We start from the raw sequence: 19220 nt of genomic DNA on the forward strand, positions 1-19220 counted from the left end.
TATCTAAATGAGATGATAAATAAAATGAAACCTTTTCCAATATAGTCGTAGTGCATCCTCAACAAATCACACTATCATACCCATGAAGGAGATCACCAAATGAAAAGAATCGTATTATTGCTCATGGTTTCACTCTTGGCCTGTATTCCCTTTGCCACAGCTGTTGAAGCAGCCGTAATTAACCATGATCAGGTTGTCGGATTCCAGGAAGTAAGTCCTGTCACAGTCACGCAAATAGCAGCCAAACGTTTTCAACCTTACCTAAAAGTCTACCATGGATGTGTTCCATTCCCCGCAGTGGATCAGCAGGGCAATACCAACGGCGGCTTGCAAACATCCGGTTCACCGAATGGAAACTGCAGTTCAAACACAGGCCAAGTGTACTCCCGTTCAGCATGGCACAATGGCGTATGGGCGATTATGTACGCATGGGTACTTCCCGAAAGACTCTCCTTCCTCCGGCCTCGGCCATCGTCATGACTGGGAAGGCATCGTTGTATGGGTAGACAATCCCGCAGCAGTAAATCCTCAAATCCTCTCCATCGCATACTCAGGACATGGGCAGTTCACCAATGTTGCACCAAGTAACACAAACCTGAACGGTACCAATCCGTTGATTAGCTATAATAGTACCTGGCCTCTAAATCATGAGCTTGGTGTAACGGGGACCGTGGGTGGAATGCAGCCTTTGATCGGCTGGGATGATCTAACGTCTGCCGCGCGTAATGCGCTGAATACAACAGATTTCGGCAGTGCCAATGTTCCTTTGAACGATAGTAATTTTACGAACAATTTAAACAAGGCCTGGTTCAGATAAAAAAGTAAAATCCCCTTCAAGTCTACACTGCACTTGGAGGGGATTGTTTTGCAACTACATATAGTTTAAAAGCCAATCTTTCTGCCTGCACGGAATTGTTTATACCAAAAATATACGGTGCAGCCTACACAGTAACCGAGCAACGCGGCACTTGCAGCGAGGAGAAGCATCGACGAGAAAATATAACCCGCTACCTGCCAACCAAGGCCGAATGAGACAAGTGCCAGCGTAAGAAACAATACGGCCAGAACATTGTTGAAGCGTTGCAGTTCCACTGCCTGCGTCTCTGTACCTTTTCCAGGTAACACAGCCTTCCCAATCTGTACAAACAGATTAAGCTTGCCTCCGGATGCCAGACCAATGACTTGGATGATCCATAATGCTCCCAGAATTAACGGCTGGTTGAACAGAAATGACAGGATAACAAATAACACAATCCCAATCTGGTTCGCTTTGACATAGCGCATAGGTACTTCCCGCATCTTCATATCTCCTTATCCCCATTTTATTAGTTGGTTTAATTGTAGTCGGGATTGGGACATTGAGCAATAGGAAGATGTGTGCAGGATGCTCACTATAGGCAAATTTTCAGAAGAAATTTCACTTTTACAGTGAGTCATCTCATTTGAGATTAGAATATTCCTTTTTGAGAACATCCCAATGAGGAGTGGGCGTGTAGGTAACCTTTTTCCAATCGGTAAATGCATCATTTAACGCTTCAATCTCCCCATAAGAACCCGCAACCAGTTTATACACCGGAAGCATACTATAAATCTTCAATAGAAGGTAAAACATCCGTTGATGCTTGCGAATCAGTTTAGCCTGGATCTCCGGTATTATCGTTATGCCCATGGCCTCAAGCACGCGAAAGCCCTCATCCATCGCCCCAATCATATGCTGGAGTTGCTTTCTGTTCCCATCCAGCTTGATCATCTCACGCTTCTCATTAAAGCTCACCGCATTAAGCATCAGGATGGGCACAATATGACTTTTCAGCCAGGCATCGATATCGTCCAGGTAATTCAACTTGTATTTCGTCTTCTCAAAAGCTTGATCCAGTATCGATTTAAAGGCAATCTCACCGTCCAGTCCACCAATCACCATTTGCCCGCTTGCTCCACCAATAGATAACATGCGGTCTTCTTGCCGCCGCCCACCGCTGACCTGAAAACCAAATGCGATCCTTTTTTCCACCTTGCTGTTTTCCTCCAAAAAGATTTGCATGCTTCGTGCATCTGGGTTGTTGCCAACAATCACAATATTGCTGCTCTGATTGGCCGCCAGAATGGGAAGCACGGATGGAAAATCGTTATATTTCATAACTACGAAAATAAGATCATATTCATCATTCTCTTCCAGCGTTCTTGTTACCCGAACCGGATCAACGGTCGTTTTAAACTGGAACACATGACGAATGACGATACCCTCTCTCTCCAGTTCCTCTGCTCGCTTCCCTCTAGCCAGAATGGTGACGTCATTTCCCCCGCGCACCAGCACCTGCGCCAACTGACTGCCCAGAACGCCTGCGCCATACACTAATATGTTCATTAGTTATCCCTCTATTTCAAATTTTTATGGATATTCGTTGCTTTATCAACAGTTGTTGATAAAATAAGAGTAACAAAGCATCTACAACGCTTCAATCGCTAAAACATCCGTTTTTGTTGAATAATCAACGAATGAACCCATATTGTTGAAAACTTCTGAGGAGGAGCCATGGACAGACGAGTTGTCAAAACAAGAAAAGCCATAACCGAGGCCTTTATCGGGTTGTTGGAAGAGCGAGATTTCGAGCAAATTACGATTAATGACATTGCTGATCGGGCCGATGTTAACCGTGGTACCGTCTATTTACACTATACGGATAAGTTCGATCTGCTGGATCAAAGTATCGAGACGTATTTGCAGCAATTGGTGGAGAGTTGTATGGTGGAGGGTCCTACCACTCCCATGACCGTTAAAGATGCGTTGCTCCGAACATTCCGTTACCTGGAGCAGCACGCTCCCGTTTATACCACGCTATTAACTCAAAAAGGCATCCCGGCATTCCGAAATCGACTCATGACGCTCCTGATTCAGGGGGTCGAAGAGCAGGTTGATGCGTGCGGCATTCACAAGGGACTTAACAGGGAGATCACTATACAGTTTCTGGCCTCTGCCGCCGCTGGTTTGCTGGAATGGTGGATTATGAATTCCATGCCTTATCCAGCCGAAGAAATTGCAGAAGAATTAATCTCTATGCTGGAACTTCATCTGATTGTTCCTTCTTCGATAAAGGATCAGCTGACCGGACCACCCCAAAAACGCCATCACGCAAAGTGATGACGTTTTATTATTTCTTTTATTTAGAATTTGGGGAGTCTGTCTCTTTTGGATTTGCCTCATTTAATCTTGAAAATCAGCATTCACCGATATTTCTTTCCATTCCTCAAATTTTTTCAGTTGCTCTGTATATTTGTTCACCACGGTATGGTAAGCATCCGCTCCAAGCAACAAACGAAGCGGAGGCTCTTCCAATTCAGCCATGCTAACGATTGCTTCTGCAGCTTTTTTGGGATCTCCGGGTTCTTTTCCGTGGTTTTCTGCATTTACAAACGGTGAAATGAGTTCCTCATATTCCTTAATCGCTGATTTTGTTTTAGCGGCTGAGCGTCCGGACCAATCTGTGCGGAAGTTACTTGGCTCAACCAACGTTACATTGATTTTAAACGGCGCAACCTCTTGGGCCAGGCTTTCCGATATCCCTTCAACAGCATATTTAGTACCATTATAGTAACCCACGCCAGGAAACGAAGCTAAACCTCCAATGGAAGATATATTGATTATATGTCCTGAGGACTGGCCTCTCATATAAGGTAAAACTGCATTCGTCATATGCATAAGACCCCAGAAGTTAATTTCAAACATTTTCCGTGTTTCTTCCTCAGCAGCCTCCTCAATAGAGCTAAAGTATCCGACTCCAGCATTATTGACTAGAACGTCAATCCGGCCAAACTTCTCTATAGTGGCATTGACTGTTTTTTCAATCTGTTCAGGCTTGGTAACATCAAGCTCCATGGCCATAACCTTATCTGTATTTCCAGGGACAAGGTCAGTAATTGAATCCAGATTTCTTGCTGTTACAACAACATGATAACCTGCTTTAATCGTTGCTTTTGCAAGTTCTCTACCGAACCCAGTGGAACATCCAGTGATGATCCAAACGCTTGGTTTACTCATTTCACTCTCTCCCTAAGATTAAAATTTTTGATGCAAAAAAATTCTAATCCTTAGAGTATTGTCTAAGTCAAACATCATCTTGATTTATCTGCTCCGACACATTTCTTTTTTTGAATATTGTTTTGACTTAGAGTACACTCTAATCTCTACAATCATGAATATCTACTAACAAAGGTGGCTTATACATTGGGATATACAATTAGTCAGGTTGCAGACAGGACAGGATTAACCGCACATACATTACGCTTTTATGACAAGCAGGGCTTATTGCCCTTTGTTGATCGTAATCAAGCAGGTAACCGGGATTTCAAAGAGAGTGATTTTGAGTGGCTTGCAGTGATTACTTGTCTCAAAAAAAGTGGTATGCCCGTGAAGAAAATCAAAGAGTACGTCGATTGGAGCATAGAAGGAGACGCTACATTAATGCAGCGTCTTGAAGTATTTGAAACACACAAAAACGTTGTTCTGGAGAAAATTGCTGAACTGGAAACGTATTTGGAGAAAATAGATTATAAGATTTGGTATTACAAAACAGCTATTGATTTTGGGTCGACAGCGGTTCATTTACAAAATAACTGTGTATGGGCACAGGAAGAGTCATTTCAAGAGTAGCAGTTGTTAAATGTTACCTCGTCAGGGGGCTAGACTACTGATTGAATAAATAGGAGATCGTAAGTTGCTGCGACTCCTCCCTGTATGCTGAACTTATTCTCATACTCCTGATACATATCGGTGAACAATCGTCGCAAGCTATAACCAGATACCGTTACTGCTTCTGAAGTGCTAGCTCCCATCCCTTTAACCGAATACAGAAAATCCTTTGCAGAAGCATAATTTTTCTTATGAATTGAACGCTCACAATTGAAATTCGAAAATCCGGATTCCTGAAGCATGGTTTCCCATTGGACAGGCGATGCAAACGACAGTCCATGTCGCTGTGGTTCCATTCCGTTGACTCGATAAACTTCATTAAATGCCTCATGCATCTCTCGAAATGTATCCGGCCCGAAGGTCGTAAATATCAGCAAGCCTCCGGGGCGCAGCATACGCCGCAGTTGACTCAGTGTTTCCTGCGGAGAACTTAGCCATTGAAAACATGCATTGGAGACGATGATATCCACGGAGGACTCTGGAGCCGTTGCCGCCCATGTCTCAATATCCGCTTGAAGAAAACGCAAACGATCTGCTGATCGATTTCTTGAACCTGGATGCTGTGCTGACCGGAACCGTTTCGAAGCCAATTCGATCATCTCGGGTGCAATGTCAATTGCAGTAATCTTCGCACTGGGCCATGCATTCACTACGATTTGAGTCAGAGCCCCCGTGCCACAACCGATTTCGAGAATGCTCGGCTCACTTGGGAGCCCTTTATTTTTCCATTCTGCGAGAGATCTTGCTAACTGATCAGCCATCGAACGCTGCACTTGCGCATGTGTATCGTAAGAAATCGCACTACGATTAAATTGGCGTTGAACAGCACTATTTCTACTATTGGTCACGCCACCATCTCCTCCATTCATCCGCTATGTGTGCTTCCCTTCCCAAAAAGGGGGCATGCCCGCAGCCTGTTAATGTCATTAACTTGGCTTGAGGTAAATGAGCTGTAAGCTCCAAGCCAGCACCGTAAGGACATATCCTATCCTCAGTCCCGTGAAAAAGAAGAACCGGACAATCTATACTCGGCAGTTGAGAAAAGCTATTCTCGGTTCGTAACAATTGAAGACCTGCCAGTAGTGCTTGGATTGTCCAGCTACCCGTTTGAGGTAGACTTTCAGCAAGGCCTGTCTCCCATTCTTGCTCCGTAAACATCATCTTTCGAAAATTCGTTTCAACTGCATGTCGATCCCTTGAGATCCCTTTGATCATCTGCCTAACGTACGCATCTGCCATGCCACGGTCAAGCTCTTCTTTGGATCGGGTAAAACGCGCAGTTGCACCGAATAACACAAGACCATCAGCGTAGCCTTTAGCCGCTAATCTAAGCGCCAGTAAACCTCCAAGCGACCAGCCTGATACCAAAAGCGGACCATGAAGCGCCTTTCCCCTGGAACCTAACCCTCCACCAAATAAAATATTCCTCACTGCCGTCTCAGCTAGACATAGCATGTTCTCCGGAGAATCGGCAGTGCTGTAATCAACAGAAATATGCCGGAAATCAGGCAATAACAGGCGAAGAAGGTCAAACACCGCATCTGGCATGCTCCATCCCGTTAGCCACACTATGGTTCCGCTTGTCTGTTGCTTTATTAGCAGCGGGATATTACCTGAGGCATTCATGAGTTCACCACCCCTAATTGAAGCCCGATCTTGCCGATTAGCGTAACTGCATCGCTCAGTTCCTTAGGGGTATGATCAGCTGATAAAGAGAAGCGAATTCGTGCTGTGCCGTCAGGAACAGTAGGCGGCCTGATGGCAACTCCGGCAATACCGCCTTCTTCAAGGGCTGCACTGAAACGAAGAGCTCTTTCGTTATCACCGACGACTATTGGAACAATAGGAGAATCCCCGGGCCCGACGTTAAATCCGGCGCCACCAAGTGAAGAACGAAATAACTTACTGACTGAGTAGAGACGTTCACGACGCCAATGGTCCGTTTGTACCAAGGTTAACGCTGTTGAAATCCCAGCGACGAGAGAAGGCGGCAATGCCGTTGAATAGATAAGCGGCCTTGCTTTGTTGATGAGAAAGCGGATTAATGTTCGGCTGCCGCAGACATAAGCTCCATATAAACCAAACGATTTGCTAAATGTCCCCATATGCACATCCACATCAGTTTGGAGACCAAGCATAGAGCATAGTCCTTCACCCCGTTCCCCGTAGATCCCCCCGCTGTGGGCCTCATCCACCATCAGCATCGCCCCGTACTCCTGTTTGAGCGCAACGAGTTCACGCAAGGGTGCTTGATCCCCATCCATGGAAAAGACGGCATCCGTAACAATCAGCTTACGTCGTTTATCCCGGTGTTTGTTCAATAACACCTTCAGATGCTCCATATCATTATGCCGATACCGGGCATGCTCTGCGCGGCTCAGTACAATCCCATCCACGATACTCGCATGGTTTAATTGATCACTGAAAACCACATCCCCTCGACCCACGAGTGCACGAATGACTCCGGAATTAGCCATATAGCCATTTGCAAAAACAAGTGCTGCCTCACTATGCTGCCAAGCGGCCAGCGCTTCTTCCAGACGGCTATACAGCGGACGGTTCCCAGTGACAAGGCGAGATGCCCCCGAACCCCCTCCTTCGGTAAGAAGCGTCTCGCGAATCGTATTGATGATAGCGGGATGTTGTGCGAGTCCCAGATAATCATTGGAGGCCAGATTAAGGAGCACTCGATCTCCTCTCAACGTATAACCCGGACCATCCGGAACAGCGGCACTGTCACGTAAGTAACGTTCATTGGAGGCATTCGCCAATAACGCAAGTTCTTTTTCCATCCAGTTCATAGTCTGTACCGCCTTAAAGAGCATTTAGCTCAATCTCAAAGCCCAAATCTTCAATCATTTGATGATCGTTTGAGATTTCTTGACCTGCCGTCGTTAGATAATCACCTACAAAGAGTGAATTTGCTGCATACAGTGACAAAGGCTGAAGTGTACGAAGATTGATCTCACGCCCGCCGGCAACACGAATCTCTTTGGATGGGCAGATGAACCGGAACAATGCCAGTACCTTGAGTGCCTTCATCGCCGGAGTGCGACCCGCGCCTTCCAGAGGAGTTCCCGGTATCGCATTGAGAAAATTAATCGGAATTGAATCTGCATCAAGCTCACGAAGTGCCATAGCCATCTCGACAATCTCCTGATTACTCTCCCCCATACCGATAATGACACCGGAGCAGGGGGACATGCCGTATGCTTTTACCTTTTCCACGGTTTCAATACGCTGGTCATAGGTATGCGTGGTGGTTATCGACGGGTAATTGGCTTTGCTTGTGTTCAGGTTGTGATTGTATCGGTGCACACCTGCTTCAGCCAAACGTTCTGCTTGGCCGTCTTTCAAGATTCCGAGACAGGCACAGATTTTAAGCGGCATCGTTTCACGGATTTCCTTAACCGCCTCTACAACTTGATCCAGATCCTTATTGGTCGGACCTTTCCCTGAGGCTACAATGCAATAGGTTCCTGCTTTACGCGACATAGCTTCGCGTGCTCCTGCAAGAAGGGTTTCTTTGTCGAGCAAGCTGTATTTTTGAATGGGTGCCGTGGATACAACCGATTGTGAGCAATAACCGCAGTCTTCGGGACAAAAGCCGCTTTTGGCGTTGATGATCATGTTCAGCTTCACTTTTTTGCCGTAAAAATATTGCCTCACTTGGAAAGCCGCTTGCATCAGCGGCAGTACCTCATCGTCGTTTGCTTCTAGCACGGCAAGCCCCTCTTCAATGGTTAAGCATTCGCCATTCAATGATTTCTTTGCAAGCGACAACCACTCTTGATTACCTGTCATTGTGTTCACCTTCATTCATCCTCCCATGGATTGAACTGTTATAGCCTGTCTGATTGGTGTTAACTGGATCTTCTCTCGAATCACTTGGATCAACAGTTCCGTATTGATTTCGCCCGTTAAGCGCGGAAAGCGTCCGATAAAGGATATGCCGCAATAACGTTCAATCAGTTCGGCGTTCGTTGCAGCGCTCGAGTCGTTATACATTTCGTTTGAATCACCGTCGTTCAGAATGAAGCCTATAATTGGAACCCCATGTTGCTGAAGGTATGACACCGTAAGAAGTGTATGATTAATTGTACCTAGACCTGAGCGGGCAACGATCAGAGCTGGTATCCGAAGCTCCGAGATCAGATCTACTACAAGAGAGTCTTCAGTCAGTGGAACAGCGACGCCCCCTGCCCCTTCGATGAGTACCGATTCAAATCGATGGATTAGCGGCTGACCAGCGGTGATTATCTCCTGTAACGTAATATCCACCCCATCCTGCTTGGCAGCGAGCATCGGGGTAAGAGGAGCTTGGAAAGTAAATGACGCCACATCCTCGGCACGTTCATGAATTCCGCTGTATTGCAATAGACGTTCTGCATCAGTTTCTCCGCTGCCCAGAAGTGCACCGGACTGCACGGGCTTCCAGATGCCTACATTCAGATCTTCAGCACGAAGCGCAGCAGCAAGAGCTCCTGTAACGATTGTTTTCCCAACATCGGTGTCCGTGCCTGTTACGAATAATCCGCGAATTACATTCATCATTCCAAGCCACCTTCGGTGACATCAAGAATGGATTTCATCAGAATATCGGTCATTGCATCAAGCTCAGCCTCTGTGCTGGCAAGAGGAGGAATGAACACCACAACATTGCCAAGCGGTCTCGTAAGCATGCCAAGCTCTCTGGCCCGCCCGGTTACACGAACACCGATGCGTTCGGCCCAATTGTAAGGTTCACGAGTCTCCTTATCCCGTACCAGCTCAATTCCTACCATCAACCCCTTCTGCCTGATATCACCGACATGCGGGCAATCTTTAAGCGCTGCGAGCTTGCCTTCTACAAAAGTCGCCTTGGCTCTTACACCTTCTACCAAGTTGCGCTCTTCAAATAGTTTCAAGTTAGCCAAAGCTACTGCACAACCGAGCGGGTTACCTGTGAAAGAATGACCGTGGAAAAATGTTTTCTGATCTTCATAATCGGCATAAAAAGCGTTGTACACTTCATCTGTTGCCAATGTCGCTGCCACTGGCAAATAGCCTCCTGTAAGGCCTTTGCCTATCACCATCAAATCAGGTGATACCTTTTCGAGATCACAAGCAAACATAGCGCCTGTCCGACCAAAGCCTGTTGCCACCTCATCGGCTATGAACAGTACGTCATAAGAACGACAAAGTGCTGCCATCTCGCGTAAACAGCCTTCAGGCATAATCAGAATGCCGCTAGCTCCTTGCACAATCGGCTCTACGATGATCGCCGCGATTTCGTCTGCGCTGGTATCAAGTACATTACGCAATGCGGCTAACGTAGCTTGCATGGCTTCCAGTTCACCGTTCTCATGTCGATAAACGTAAGGATATGGAATGACATGAGTAGGAAACAGCATCGGACGGAACACATCATGGTACAACGGAATTGCACCGACACTTACCGCACCAATCGTATCTCCGTGATAGGCTTGATTCATCGTAATAAACTTCGTTTTACCGGTTTCTCCTCGGTTCTTCCAGTATTGAAACGCCATCTTCACTGCGATCTCGACACCAGTTGCTCCCGAATCGGAATAAAATACTTTATTTAATCCCTCTGGGGAAATCTCCACTAGTTTCTCAGCAAGTTCAATAGCTGGCACGTTAGCCATTCCGAGTAACGTAGAATGTGCAACACGTTCCAACTGATCCGTTATGGCTTGGTTCAGCTCGGGTATGTTATGTCCGTGAACATTAAGCCAAACCGAGGAGAAGCCATCATAATAAGCACGTCCCTGGACGTCATACAGCATGACGCCTTCGCCTCGTTCAATGATGAGAGGATCGGAGTTATTGTAGTCTTTCATCTGCGTAAAAGGGTTCCATAGATGAGCCTTATTTATAGCTGCCAGTCTTTCATAATGTGTCATAAGATATCACCTTCCGTTAGATCATTTCAATTGTTAACCAAAATATTTTATTAAGGTTAACAATTGAATGTTGACATCTTATCAGACAAAAACTTTCCTGTAAAGAGAATCATTTCTGAGTTATAACCCTGATCCTCCATTCTGTCTGACTGGAATGAACCCGGAATTGCGCCTCGTAAAGGGCTTTGCCTAACACAAAAAAACACGCCTTATTCGGCGTGTTTTAGTGTTTCATAGAGATTAGGATACTGAGCACTCCACATGTCTAAAGTGCAAACAAAAAAACGGCATCTCTGCCGTTTTGGTTTAAATCTGAGGTTAAAAGCTACCGGAAATGAGCGCTTCCAGCGACCCTTTTCCCCTATACTAAATCTCAACCTCATTGTATTTTTCCAGTAAATGTTGAATCTGGCGCTCTAGCCAATGTCCTAATAGCGGATGTGGAAGCAGCGTCTCGCCACTATACACATAATCCAGTTCCTTTAGTCGGCCCGGAATCACCTTCATGGTGAAATAACCGGCACTCAAAAACAGCGGCGCCACAATCACCCGGCTCCCCCGCTCTTCACTCCAGTATTTCGCCTTGTCGTAAACACTATCCGGATTAAGCAGCGCATAATCCGTATGAGCTACACCACTGACTTCCTGCACCCGCTGTGCGAGCGAAGAAATACCCGCTTCCCAGCGCTGACGGAATCCATTGTGAATGCTCCCATGTCCGACGAGCAGAATCGTTTCCTGCTCTGGTTGCTGTGAAAGGGCCTTTACCTTGTCCCAGACCATGACCGCAATATCCGGATCATTATCCACAGGATAACCGAAGTGGACTTGTGCCTTCACCACGAATGGTTCCAGATCCGTCTCACGCTCCGGAGCATCTTTGGCACCAATAGCATACTCTATCTCATCCACATGTGTACTGCCGGACGAAACAAACAGAGGTACGACCAATATATCGGTTACGCCTTGTGCTTCCAGTCGGTCGATACCGTCCTGGATCAGACGTCCTTCCACAAGTTCAAGAAACCCGGCTTCCACGGGCAGTGGTTCAGGCAGTTTCAACCGGGAGACCGCGTCATCGACGGATTCTACCCAGGTCTTCTCCTGAGAACCGTGACTAATGATGAGTACACCCGGTTTCTTCATCCTTAACGTCCCAGGCGTTCCAGTGTCATTTTATAACCGTCATTGCCGTAGTTCAGGCAGCGTTTTACACGAGAGATCGTGGCTGTACTTGCACCTGTCTCAGCTTCAATCTGGTTATAGGTATTTCCTTTGCCAAGCATACGTGCTACTTCCAGCCGCTGGGACATGGATTGAATCTCGTTTACAGTGCAGAGGTCATCAAAAAACACATAACACTCTTCAATATCTTTTAGAGTCAAAATAGCCTCAAATAATTGTTCAATGCTTTTATCATTTAGCTTTTTCAGCTGCATTTCATCATCATCCCCTAGCGGTTACTGTGTACCTTCATTGTACTCACCCTGAGTTGGTATTTCAAGCGTTAACGATTTCACGCACTACAGAACAAAAATACATGTTACCGCTTACATGGCGTATTAATGTCCTCCCTGCGCGCACAATTCCCCTCTATCTCACGGTTTTCACCCTTTTCCCACGTATATTTCCGATTAAATTTGTAGGTATTTACCCATTTTAAATGTGACGAATTTGTGTCCAAAGAATAAAATTCTACTGTGAACCTCTCATCCTCTCCTGCGCCCAAATCCGCAAATATCCCGCTTTACGGGATACTCGCCTACGCCGTCTCTCCGCTAACAACATACAGTATATCAAAAGGGAGTTCCATCTCGGTCTGTTATGCACATTGAGCAGCTGAAGGAACGCAATTCCGAAATCCAACATAGAAGGAACGTGATAGTTCATGCCACAGCATTATTATCACCGCCGGCCCGCTCCACGGCAGCGTCCGTCTTCCCATACGCATCGGCAGCCCCATACTTCTGCCTATATGCCGCCTGGGGCGAACCCGCGGTCATTGAATGAAGGCCAGGTTCAGCCCATGTATCCTGGAGTAGATCCATACTATCCTCCATTCCAAGAAGTTGAAGCATCCGGACTTGTACCTTATAGTCCAGGTGGTCCGGGGGGACCTGGCGGAAACTTGTTCGGTGGGGGAGCTCCTGTTGCTTCTCCTGTTCCAGTGGAAGCGCCTGCGTCTTCCTCAGGCTTTTCCCTGGCCAATATTGGCGAACTGAAAGGAATGATCGACCGCTTCGGTGGAATTGATGGGATCATGAGTGGAATCGGCAAAATGCAAAAGGTTGTTGGCGGTTTCCAGCAGATGGCACCAATGATGAAACTGGTGATGGGGATTCTGCCTTTTGGAAAAGGAAAAAAAAGCAGTGCGGCGGATAAAGATTATGAAGAGTATTCGCCACCTCGCTCACGCAAACGCCGTAAGAAAACGACTTCTGCTCCGCGCAAACGTAATTCGAATAGCAAATCCGGCCGTAATAAATCCAATTCTACGAAACGTCGTCCCAAAAGAAGCAACAAAATCTAATTTTTTTCCCAGGCGCCCTCTTTCATTAGGGGGTGCTTAATCCACTTCAACCTTATTCTTCCCCTTCAATCCACTCATTCTTTCATAGTAAGAACCTATTCATAATAGATATTTTCAGGAACTTATGTTCTTATTCCTGTGATTTGAGGTATACTGGATAGTAATTAAAGGAGGCGGACTATGGAACTGTTCAAAGATAAATATACTCCCGCATTAATCGACCGGACGGGAGAACGGTTACTCCAATTTTACCCCAAGCTGGACAAGCAGCAATTTCGTGAACTTGTATTCGCCGAGGGCTGGGGGGAGCTGGAATTCAAAGCCCGTATCCGCCGGATTACACTCGCTTTGACCGAGGTTCTGCCTGACAACTATGAAGAAGCATTGCATGTTATTGAGCAGACAGCACCACAGATGCGAGGAGTCGAGTACCTGTTCGTACCGGATTTTGTCGAAGTGAATGGACTTGCACCGGAAAACTTCGAGCTATCCATGAAGTACTTGACCCTCTTCACACCTTATTCCAGTTCCGAGTTCGCGGTACGCCCGTTTATTGAACGATATCCGATCGAAACGATGAAACGAATGATGCATTGGACAAGCAGCCCCAATGAGCATATTCGCAGACTTGCCAGTGAAGGCTGTCGCCCACGTCTACCATGGGGCTCCAAACTGCGGGGATTCATCACCGATCCAACGCCAGTACTTCCAATTCTCCATGAATTGAAGCAGGACGAATCTCTGTATGTCCGGAAAAGTGTAGCCAATCACCTGAACGACATCTCGAAAGATCATCCGGAACTGGTTCTGGATTTGGCCTCCAGCTGGTATGGACAACATGAGCATACGGACTGGATCGTTCGTCACGCAAGCCGCTCATTGCTGAAAAAGGGACATCCGAAAGCGCTGAGCCTCTTTGGTTATGTCGAGCAAGATGCGACACATATCGAGCATCTTCAGCTTGCAAGTGATACCGTGGCCATCGGGGAAGATCTTCATTTTTCCTTTGATGTCGTGAATGAAAGTGGTCAGTCCCAGATGCTGCGGATCGAATATGAAATCGGATATATGAAAGCAAATGGCAAGCAGGCACCCAAACGGTTCAAATGCTCGGACAAAACTTTCCCTACCGGGAGAACCAAGGTTGCAACGAAGCAATCGTTCAAAGTCATTACGACGAGAAAGCATTACGCTGGCTTGCATACGCTAACGATTGTCGTTAATGGACAACCTACCGCTACAGCCACATTTGTATTGGAGCAAACGGAGTAACCTACGAAGGGCCTGTAGCCATCCAACTTAGGATGAACACTCAGCACGGTTCATTTTATGATATGAATCCCATGTTGAAAGTCAGCTCATGGATTCCGCTCCTTGAGAAATTCCCCACGGCGTCTTCAGTACTGAAGATGCCTTTTTCCTTTTTCCTTTTACCCATGTTTGTAACAGCCCCAATTCCCTCAAAATCAAGTTATGCACATGATGCTTCTTCATTTATCTTATCCACATGTGGACATCTATTCCGAAAACGAATCTATATGTACTCCTATTTGCCCTCTTATGCACATCTTTCACAGGCTAAAGAAGCGATCTTTGCAGATCGCTAACCTTCATCTTACTATTTACTTGTTATCCGGCTTAGCTTCTATTCTTCCTTACTTAAACCAGCCCCGCTTCACAAACCAGGCCACCATGCTTCCGCCCAGAACAAACATCAGCAGCAGCACTGCCCCATACCCAAACTTCCATTGCAGCTCAGGCATATAGGCAAAGTTCATGCCATAGATCCCCGCGATTAGCGTCAGTGGCATAAAGACGGTTGTAATCACGGTAAGGGTCTTCATTATCTGGTTCATTCGATTAGAATTCAAGGAGATGTAACTGTCGCGCAGGTCTGCCGTCATTTCCCGATCGGCTTCAATCATGTCTGTCAGCTTCAACAAATGGTCATAGATATCCGTAAAATATACCGTATGCTCCCCTGATCGCTGCACATGTTGGGAATTGACCACCCGATAGAGCAAATCCCGCATCGGCACTACCGTTCTTCTAAGCTTCAGCAATCGACTGCGCAAGTCGAACACCTGATTCATCAGGTCTTCCACCGACTCCTTGCCGCCCCGGTTCTCCAGTTCAGCCAGCTCATCCTCAATGGCAAACAGAGACGGGAAATAATGATCGACCAGCTTGTCCATCACCGTATACGCCGCTGCCACCGGACCCCGAGCCCAGATGGTTCGTTCGTGCGCATGATGCAGCAACCGCTCCCACGCTTCATCGACTTCTTCCAGTACGCCGTGATGAAAGGACACCAGGAAGTTCGAACCTAGAAACAGATCCACCTCCTCCGCTTCCAACGTGGAAGGGTTCAGCGCATGCAGCACAAGGAACTGCAAGTTGTCATAATAATCGAGCTTGGGCCGCTGCAGCACAAGCATACAATCCTCAATAGCTAATGGGTGAAAATGAAAATATGTATCCAGCAATCGGCTTTCCTCTTCCGAAGGCTGATTGAAATCCGCCCAAACCCAAGCGTAATCCTGCAGATCCAGCTGTGTAAGCGGTACATTTACAGATACCTGATGATCCCGTGAGATGGCGAGTGTACGAATCATAAATTAGACCACGTCCTTGTCTTGTATCCTTTACGTTATTGTACAACTTTAACCCCTGAATCGTCTCCTGCAACAGCCCATTATACACACGTTATCCTGTGAACGCGACAACAAAAAAAGCCAACCCTGTTGGCTTCTCTCATTTCCCTATCCACAGTTTCCTGTATCCACAGGAATATCTTCTTTTGGTTTATCATTCCACGGATGGCTATCCACATATCCAGCCTGTCCACACGTTCATGCACAGGCGTCTCTTCGTTTTGATTGTATAATTGTCCACATATCCCGATATTCACACAGTTATGAACAGTTTGTCTGAACCACCGAATTGGTTCCTGAATACTTCTTCTAATTAGAAAATGATCCAGTACAGCAATCCTGCCAGCGCCCCGGAAATCGGAATCGTAATAAACCACGTAATAATGATACGTCCAGCAAGTCCCCATTTGACGGCTGAGAAACGCTTCGCGGAACCTACACCCAGAATGGCAGATGTGATAGCGTGAGTTGTACTCACCGGCAGGTGGAGCAGCGTTGCCGTGAAAATAACAGACGCGGCTGACAGATCAGCTGCAAACCCGTTAATCGGTTCAATTTTAAAAATTTTGGTTCCCATCGTTTTGATGATTTTCCAACCACCGATGGAAGTACCGAGCGCCATCGCTGTTGCCGCGGAGATTTTAACCCACAACGGAACATCCAGATGATCCTGTACACCTGCTGCGACCAATGCAAAAGTAATAATCCCCATGGCCTTCTGTGCATCATTGGTACCGTGCGTAAACGCCTGGAGCGCTGCTGTGAAAATCTGTACCGTACGGAAACCTTTGTTCACATTATGCGGACTGCGTTTGGCAAAAATATATTTGAGAATGGTCATGACCACATAACCGATGGCAAATGCGATCAGAGGAGATAATAACAATCCTCCGACGATGTCAATAAATCCACTCCATTTGACTTTATCAGCTCCTGCGCCAACAAGTACAGCTCCAGCAAGAGCGCCAATCAGTGCATGCGAGGATGAAGAAGGAATGCCGAACCACCATGTAACGAGATTCCAGATGATCGCGGCGATCAAGGTGACTATGACGACCTCGATCCCATTATCCAGCGTGGTGGGGTCTGTTACACTTCCCCCAATCGTCTTCGCTACTCCAGTAAACATCATGGCACCGACAAAGTTCATCACCGCAGCCATAAGGATTGCCCGGCGCGGAGTCAGTGCCCGTGTCGAGACCGAAGTTGCAATGGCATTCGCCGTGTCGTGAAATCCGTTGATGAAGTCAAACGCCAGTGCAAGGAAGACGACTATACCCAATACCCAAATCGTTGTTTCCATTATTCTCTGGCTCCTTAAGAATTACGCATGATGATGGATTCGAGCACATTCGCTACGTGTTCACAAGCATCCGTTGTCGTCTCAAGACGTTCGTAAATTTCCTTGCGTTTGATCAATTCAATCGGATCAGGCACGGTAGCGAAAAGGTTCTTGATACAGTTGCGCAGCACTTCGTCGCCCTGGTTTTCCAGATCGTTCAGACGAATGGTGTACTCGCGAATCGCCAGCAATTTTTTCTGAGACAGCAAATGAATGGCCTTCTGAATTTCGTAAGCCGATTGGCGCAAAATTTCAGCGAATTGAACGATATATTCGTCCGGGTCAGTCAGTTGGTACATATAGAAACGGGAAGCCGTTGCTTCGAGTCCGTCCAATACGTCATCAAGTGTCGTTGTCAGCTCCATAATATCATCGCGTTCGATCGGCGTGATAAATGTTTTGTTGAGTTCCGTAATGATCGTGTGCACATAGTCATCACATTGGGACTCGTACTTCTTCATTTCATTGGCAAAAAGAGTCACATCCTGAAGGTTGGAAACATGTTGGGAGAAATAATCTGCCGCTTGCACGACCGCATCTGCCATGTTCTCTAGTGTCTCAAAAAATATATCCTTCTTCTTCTTAAGCTTCATAGCTCTATCCCCTTTACGAGAAATTGCCGATAACCGATGAAACATGAAATGACAACCTTTGATATCTTATCATAAATGTTTCACGGTTTGTACATAAGGCATGATCCTTTTTTATATTCTTATCACATAAATCTGAAATGAATCTTAATTATTTGGAATGGCTGGAAAAATGATGATGAAATTTTACACTGCGTTTACATTTCTCTTCAAATTGGATTAATTTTGAATTTTAATATGCCCTGCAAAGTCAGGCTGATTCGGAACGATACTGATAAAAGTTTTGCCAGGAACAAGAGCAACTTCAGTCCCATTTTGTACAAATCGAATAATATCACCCGGTTTCTTGACCCACTGACCTCGAATCATTTTACCTTTCTGAAACAACATGGCTTCCCCACCCTGCTCCAGATTAACCGACATTCTGCCCACGTTGTCGAGCACCTTGTGATCCGCTCCGGCTACAATAATGTTGGCGGCTCCAATCTGAATGCCATTATCCAGATCCTGATCAGCCTTTCCGTTCACCAATCTCATATATCGTCCACTAACCTCGTCGTAATCATACGTAACCCGGTAACTCTCCAATAAATAATGAAGCTCAAACTGCTTGGCCAACTCTCCGGCAGATGTCGCACCTTCTTCGTTATACGTATACACAGGGGACTTGAAGTCGTGACTATAGCCTTTGGTATCTGCGCCTTCTCTTAGCTTGTCCGCCGACGTGTACAGATTGTGAGGTGCTTTACGATCCGAGGAACGCCAGAAATAAGGGCCACTATTCGATATCTCATCCATATGCTGTTTCTGCTGCTTTTGCAAAATGGAATACGCATCCGGGCTGCCACCCGCATGTACCAATACACCATCATAGCTCTCACCAAGCTCGATCAAATACGGGCGGATACTGCGTATTGGTCCAACCGTCTCAGCCCCGCCTTCACTCTGGAAGATGGCAATAAAACGGGTAATGCCTCCCTCTGCGAGCACTTCGATAATAATATCAGCCGCACTCAGACCTGATTGGGGCCGCGCTGCAGGAGCATTGTTAATCATAACCGCCAGTGGACGACGCGTAATTGCTGCATCAACAGGCAGACCCGTCAGTGGTGCTGTGTAGAGCGACGTGGCAGGTTCTTCCGTTACTTGTTCCTCCTGTACAGGTGTAGGAACGGACTCCGGGACCTGGACCATCTCCTTATTTTGGCAAGCGACCAGACTTAGGGCCAAAATAAACAGCGACGCCGCAGAAATCGTTTTGTTCCATTTCAATTGCTTCAATATATGTACCTCCTGAACGATATGGCTGAAATCTAGGCTGTAGTTGCTCTTATGTAGGTGACCATTTCACGTATTTCTTTCCATTTAATCACACACAGCACCATTTGTCTTCGATAAGGAGAGCATTTTCTACCCTTTGTTTTACGTTTGAAACGTGAGGCAGGATGAAAAATATGTCCTAAATGTGAACTTCTCAAACCTTACTTAAAATTTGAACTAGATTGTGATAA

19 protein-coding genes and 1 pseudogene are annotated in these 19220 nt (G+C 46.4%); 5 read left to right on the top strand and 15 right to left on the bottom strand.

The window, feature by feature from the left end; all coding sequences use genetic code 11:
* The first annotated feature begins 99 nt into the window (after nt 1-99).
* Nucleotides 100-817, top strand: a pseudogene (locus P364_RS35720) (NPP1 family protein).
* Between the two features lie 65 nt (nt 818-882).
* Here P364_RS35720 and P364_RS0128880 read toward each other — a convergent pair.
* Both P364_RS0128880 and P364_RS0128885 read right to left on the bottom strand, forming a co-directional pair.
* Nucleotides 883-1299 (bottom strand): DUF4395 domain-containing protein, encoded by a 417-nt coding sequence (locus tag P364_RS0128880; RefSeq protein ID WP_024633505.1) that lies wholly within the window; start codon nt 1297-1299, stop codon nt 883-885.
* Between the two features lie 139 nt (nt 1300-1438).
* Nucleotides 1439-2365 carry a ketopantoate reductase family protein gene (locus P364_RS0128885; protein WP_024633506.1) on the bottom strand — a complete coding sequence of 309 codons (927 nt, stop codon included), beginning with the start codon at nt 2363-2365 and terminating at the stop codon, nt 1439-1441.
* A gap of 168 nt (nt 2366-2533) precedes the next feature.
* On the opposite strand from P364_RS0128885, the gene P364_RS0128890 reads away from it, so the two are divergent.
* The gene (locus P364_RS0128890; protein ID WP_024633507.1) at nt 2534-3139 is read left to right on the top strand and encodes a TetR/AcrR family transcriptional regulator; all 606 of its coding nucleotides are present in this window, start codon (nt 2534-2536) and stop codon (nt 3137-3139) included.
* 63 nt (nt 3140-3202) lie between these two features.
* Here the strand turns inward: P364_RS0128890 and P364_RS0128895 are convergent, their stop codons facing one another.
* A complete protein-coding gene (locus tag P364_RS0128895) occupies nt 3203-4036 on the bottom strand; it encodes an oxidoreductase (RefSeq protein WP_024633508.1) in 834 nt (277 codons plus the stop codon).
* A gap of 186 nt (nt 4037-4222) precedes the next feature.
* Here P364_RS0128895 and P364_RS0128900 point away from each other — a divergent pair, with 186 nt between their 5' ends.
* The gene (locus tag P364_RS0128900; RefSeq protein ID WP_024633509.1) at nt 4223-4648 is read left to right on the top strand and encodes a MerR family transcriptional regulator; all 426 of its coding nucleotides are present in this window, start codon (nt 4223-4225) and stop codon (nt 4646-4648) included.
* A gap of 29 nt (nt 4649-4677) precedes the next feature.
* On the opposite strand, the gene bioC is transcribed toward P364_RS0128900, so the two are convergent.
* The 8 genes from bioC to P364_RS0128940 all read right to left on the bottom strand — a co-directional run bounded on the left by bioC (nt 4678) and on the right by P364_RS0128940 (nt 12032).
* Nucleotides 4678-5535, bottom strand: a complete 858-nt coding sequence (gene bioC, locus P364_RS0128905) for a malonyl-ACP O-methyltransferase BioC (RefSeq protein ID WP_024633510.1) — start codon at nt 5533-5535, stop codon at nt 4678-4680.
* Nucleotides 5525-6313, bottom strand: coding sequence for an alpha/beta hydrolase (locus P364_RS0128910; protein ID WP_236642179.1), 789 nt, complete (start codon nt 6311-6313; stop codon nt 5525-5527). The genes bioC and P364_RS0128910 overlap by 11 nt, the downstream gene beginning before the upstream one ends.
* The gene (bioF, locus tag P364_RS0128915) at nt 6310-7488 is read right to left on the bottom strand and encodes an 8-amino-7-oxononanoate synthase (RefSeq protein WP_024633512.1); all 1179 of its coding nucleotides are present in this window, start codon (nt 7486-7488) and stop codon (nt 6310-6312) included. The genes P364_RS0128910 and bioF overlap by 4 nt, the downstream gene beginning before the upstream one ends.
* Nucleotides 7489-7501: 13 nt before the next feature.
* Nucleotides 7502-8491, bottom strand: a complete 990-nt coding sequence (bioB, locus tag P364_RS0128920) for a biotin synthase BioB (RefSeq protein ID WP_029881389.1) — start codon at nt 8489-8491, stop codon at nt 7502-7504.
* A 15-nt stretch (nt 8492-8506) separates the two neighbouring features.
* Nucleotides 8507-9241 carry a dethiobiotin synthase gene (bioD, locus tag P364_RS0128925; RefSeq protein ID WP_029881390.1) on the bottom strand — a complete coding sequence of 245 codons (735 nt, stop codon included), beginning with the start codon at nt 9239-9241 and terminating at the stop codon, nt 8507-8509.
* Nucleotides 9238-10593: an adenosylmethionine--8-amino-7-oxononanoate transaminase gene (bioA, locus tag P364_RS0128930; RefSeq protein WP_024633515.1), complete on the bottom strand. Its 1356-nt coding sequence runs from the start codon at nt 10591-10593 to the stop codon at nt 9238-9240. Before bioA ends, bioD begins: the two co-directional genes overlap by 4 nt.
* Before the next feature lie 366 nt (nt 10594-10959).
* Nucleotides 10960-11739, bottom strand: a complete 780-nt coding sequence (locus tag P364_RS0128935) for a sirohydrochlorin chelatase (protein ID WP_024633516.1) — start codon at nt 11737-11739, stop codon at nt 10960-10962.
* A 2-nt stretch (nt 11740-11741) separates the two neighbouring features.
* Nucleotides 11742-12032 (bottom strand): YerC/YecD family TrpR-related protein, encoded by a 291-nt coding sequence (locus P364_RS0128940; RefSeq protein WP_017690665.1) that lies wholly within the window; start codon nt 12030-12032, stop codon nt 11742-11744.
* A gap of 449 nt (nt 12033-12481) precedes the next feature.
* On the opposite strand from P364_RS0128940, the gene P364_RS35725 reads away from it, so the two are divergent.
* Nucleotides 12482-13123, top strand: a complete 642-nt coding sequence (locus P364_RS35725; RefSeq protein ID WP_081718217.1) for a hypothetical protein — start codon at nt 12482-12484, stop codon at nt 13121-13123.
* A gap of 180 nt (nt 13124-13303) precedes the next feature.
* Nucleotides 13304-14395: a DNA alkylation repair protein gene (locus P364_RS0128950; RefSeq protein ID WP_024633518.1), complete on the top strand. Its 1092-nt coding sequence runs from the start codon at nt 13304-13306 to the stop codon at nt 14393-14395.
* A gap of 383 nt (nt 14396-14778) precedes the next feature.
* Here the strand turns inward: P364_RS0128950 and corA are convergent, their stop codons facing one another.
* The 4 genes from corA to P364_RS0128970 all read right to left on the bottom strand — a co-directional run bounded on the left by corA (nt 14779) and on the right by P364_RS0128970 (nt 18990).
* Nucleotides 14779-15738, bottom strand: coding sequence for a magnesium/cobalt transporter CorA (corA, locus tag P364_RS0128955; protein WP_024633519.1), 960 nt, complete (start codon nt 15736-15738; stop codon nt 14779-14781).
* Nucleotides 15739-16090: 352 nt separating this feature from the next.
* Nucleotides 16091-17080 (bottom strand): inorganic phosphate transporter, encoded by a 990-nt coding sequence (locus P364_RS0128960; protein ID WP_024633520.1) that lies wholly within the window; start codon nt 17078-17080, stop codon nt 16091-16093.
* Between the two features lie 14 nt (nt 17081-17094).
* On the bottom strand, nt 17095-17712 hold the full coding sequence (locus P364_RS0128965; RefSeq protein ID WP_024633521.1) for a DUF47 domain-containing protein: 618 nt from the start codon (nt 17710-17712) through the stop codon (nt 17095-17097).
* A 216-nt stretch (nt 17713-17928) separates the two neighbouring features.
* Nucleotides 17929-18990, bottom strand: coding sequence for a DUF3048 domain-containing protein (locus tag P364_RS0128970; RefSeq protein WP_024633522.1), 1062 nt, complete (start codon nt 18988-18990; stop codon nt 17929-17931).
* Between the last annotated feature and the right edge of the window lie 230 nt (nt 18991-19220).

It is taken from the genome of Paenibacillus sp. MAEPY2, from assembly GCF_000499205.1.
GTDB lineage: Bacteria > Bacillota > Bacilli > Paenibacillales > Paenibacillaceae > Paenibacillus > Paenibacillus vandeheii.

Coding starts and splice junctions, on each gene's coding strand:
- bioF (WP_024633512.1), bottom strand. CDS start 7,488: ATGAACTGGATGGAAAAAGAACTTGCGTTATTGGCGAATGCCTCCAAT.
- bioB (WP_029881389.1), bottom strand. CDS start 8,491: ATGACAGGTAATCAAGAGTGGTTGTCGCTTGCAAAGAAATCATTGAAT.
- corA (WP_024633519.1), bottom strand. CDS start 15,738: ATGATTCGTACACTCGCCATCTCACGGGATCATCAGGTATCTGTAAAT.
- P364_RS0128950 (WP_024633518.1), top strand. CDS start 13,304: ATGGAACTGTTCAAAGATAAATATACTCCCGCATTAATCGACCGGACG.
- P364_RS0128940 (WP_017690665.1), bottom strand. CDS start 12,032: ATGCAGCTGAAAAAGCTAAATGATAAAAGCATTGAACAATTATTTGAG.
- bioD (WP_029881390.1), bottom strand. CDS start 9,241: ATGATGAATGTAATTCGCGGATTATTCGTAACAGGCACGGACACCGAT.
- P364_RS0128880 (WP_024633505.1), bottom strand. CDS start 1,299: ATGCGGGAAGTACCTATGCGCTATGTCAAAGCGAACCAGATTGGGATT.
- P364_RS0128885 (WP_024633506.1), bottom strand. CDS start 2,365: ATGAACATATTAGTGTATGGCGCAGGCGTTCTGGGCAGTCAGTTGGCG.
- P364_RS35725 (WP_081718217.1), top strand. CDS start 12,482: ATGCCACAGCATTATTATCACCGCCGGCCCGCTCCACGGCAGCGTCCG.
- P364_RS0128960 (WP_024633520.1), bottom strand. CDS start 17,080: ATGGAAACAACGATTTGGGTATTGGGTATAGTCGTCTTCCTTGCACTG.
- P364_RS0128895 (WP_024633508.1), bottom strand. CDS start 4,036: ATGAGTAAACCAAGCGTTTGGATCATCACTGGATGTTCCACTGGGTTC.
- P364_RS0128890 (WP_024633507.1), top strand. CDS start 2,534: ATGGACAGACGAGTTGTCAAAACAAGAAAAGCCATAACCGAGGCCTTT.
- bioA (WP_024633515.1), bottom strand. CDS start 10,593: ATGACACATTATGAAAGACTGGCAGCTATAAATAAGGCTCATCTATGG.
- P364_RS0128935 (WP_024633516.1), bottom strand. CDS start 11,739: ATGAAGAAACCGGGTGTACTCATCATTAGTCACGGTTCTCAGGAGAAG.
- P364_RS0128910 (WP_236642179.1), bottom strand. CDS start 6,313: ATGAATGCCTCAGGTAATATCCCGCTGCTAATAAAGCAACAGACAAGC.
- P364_RS0128965 (WP_024633521.1), bottom strand. CDS start 17,712: ATGAAGCTTAAGAAGAAGAAGGATATATTTTTTGAGACACTAGAGAAC.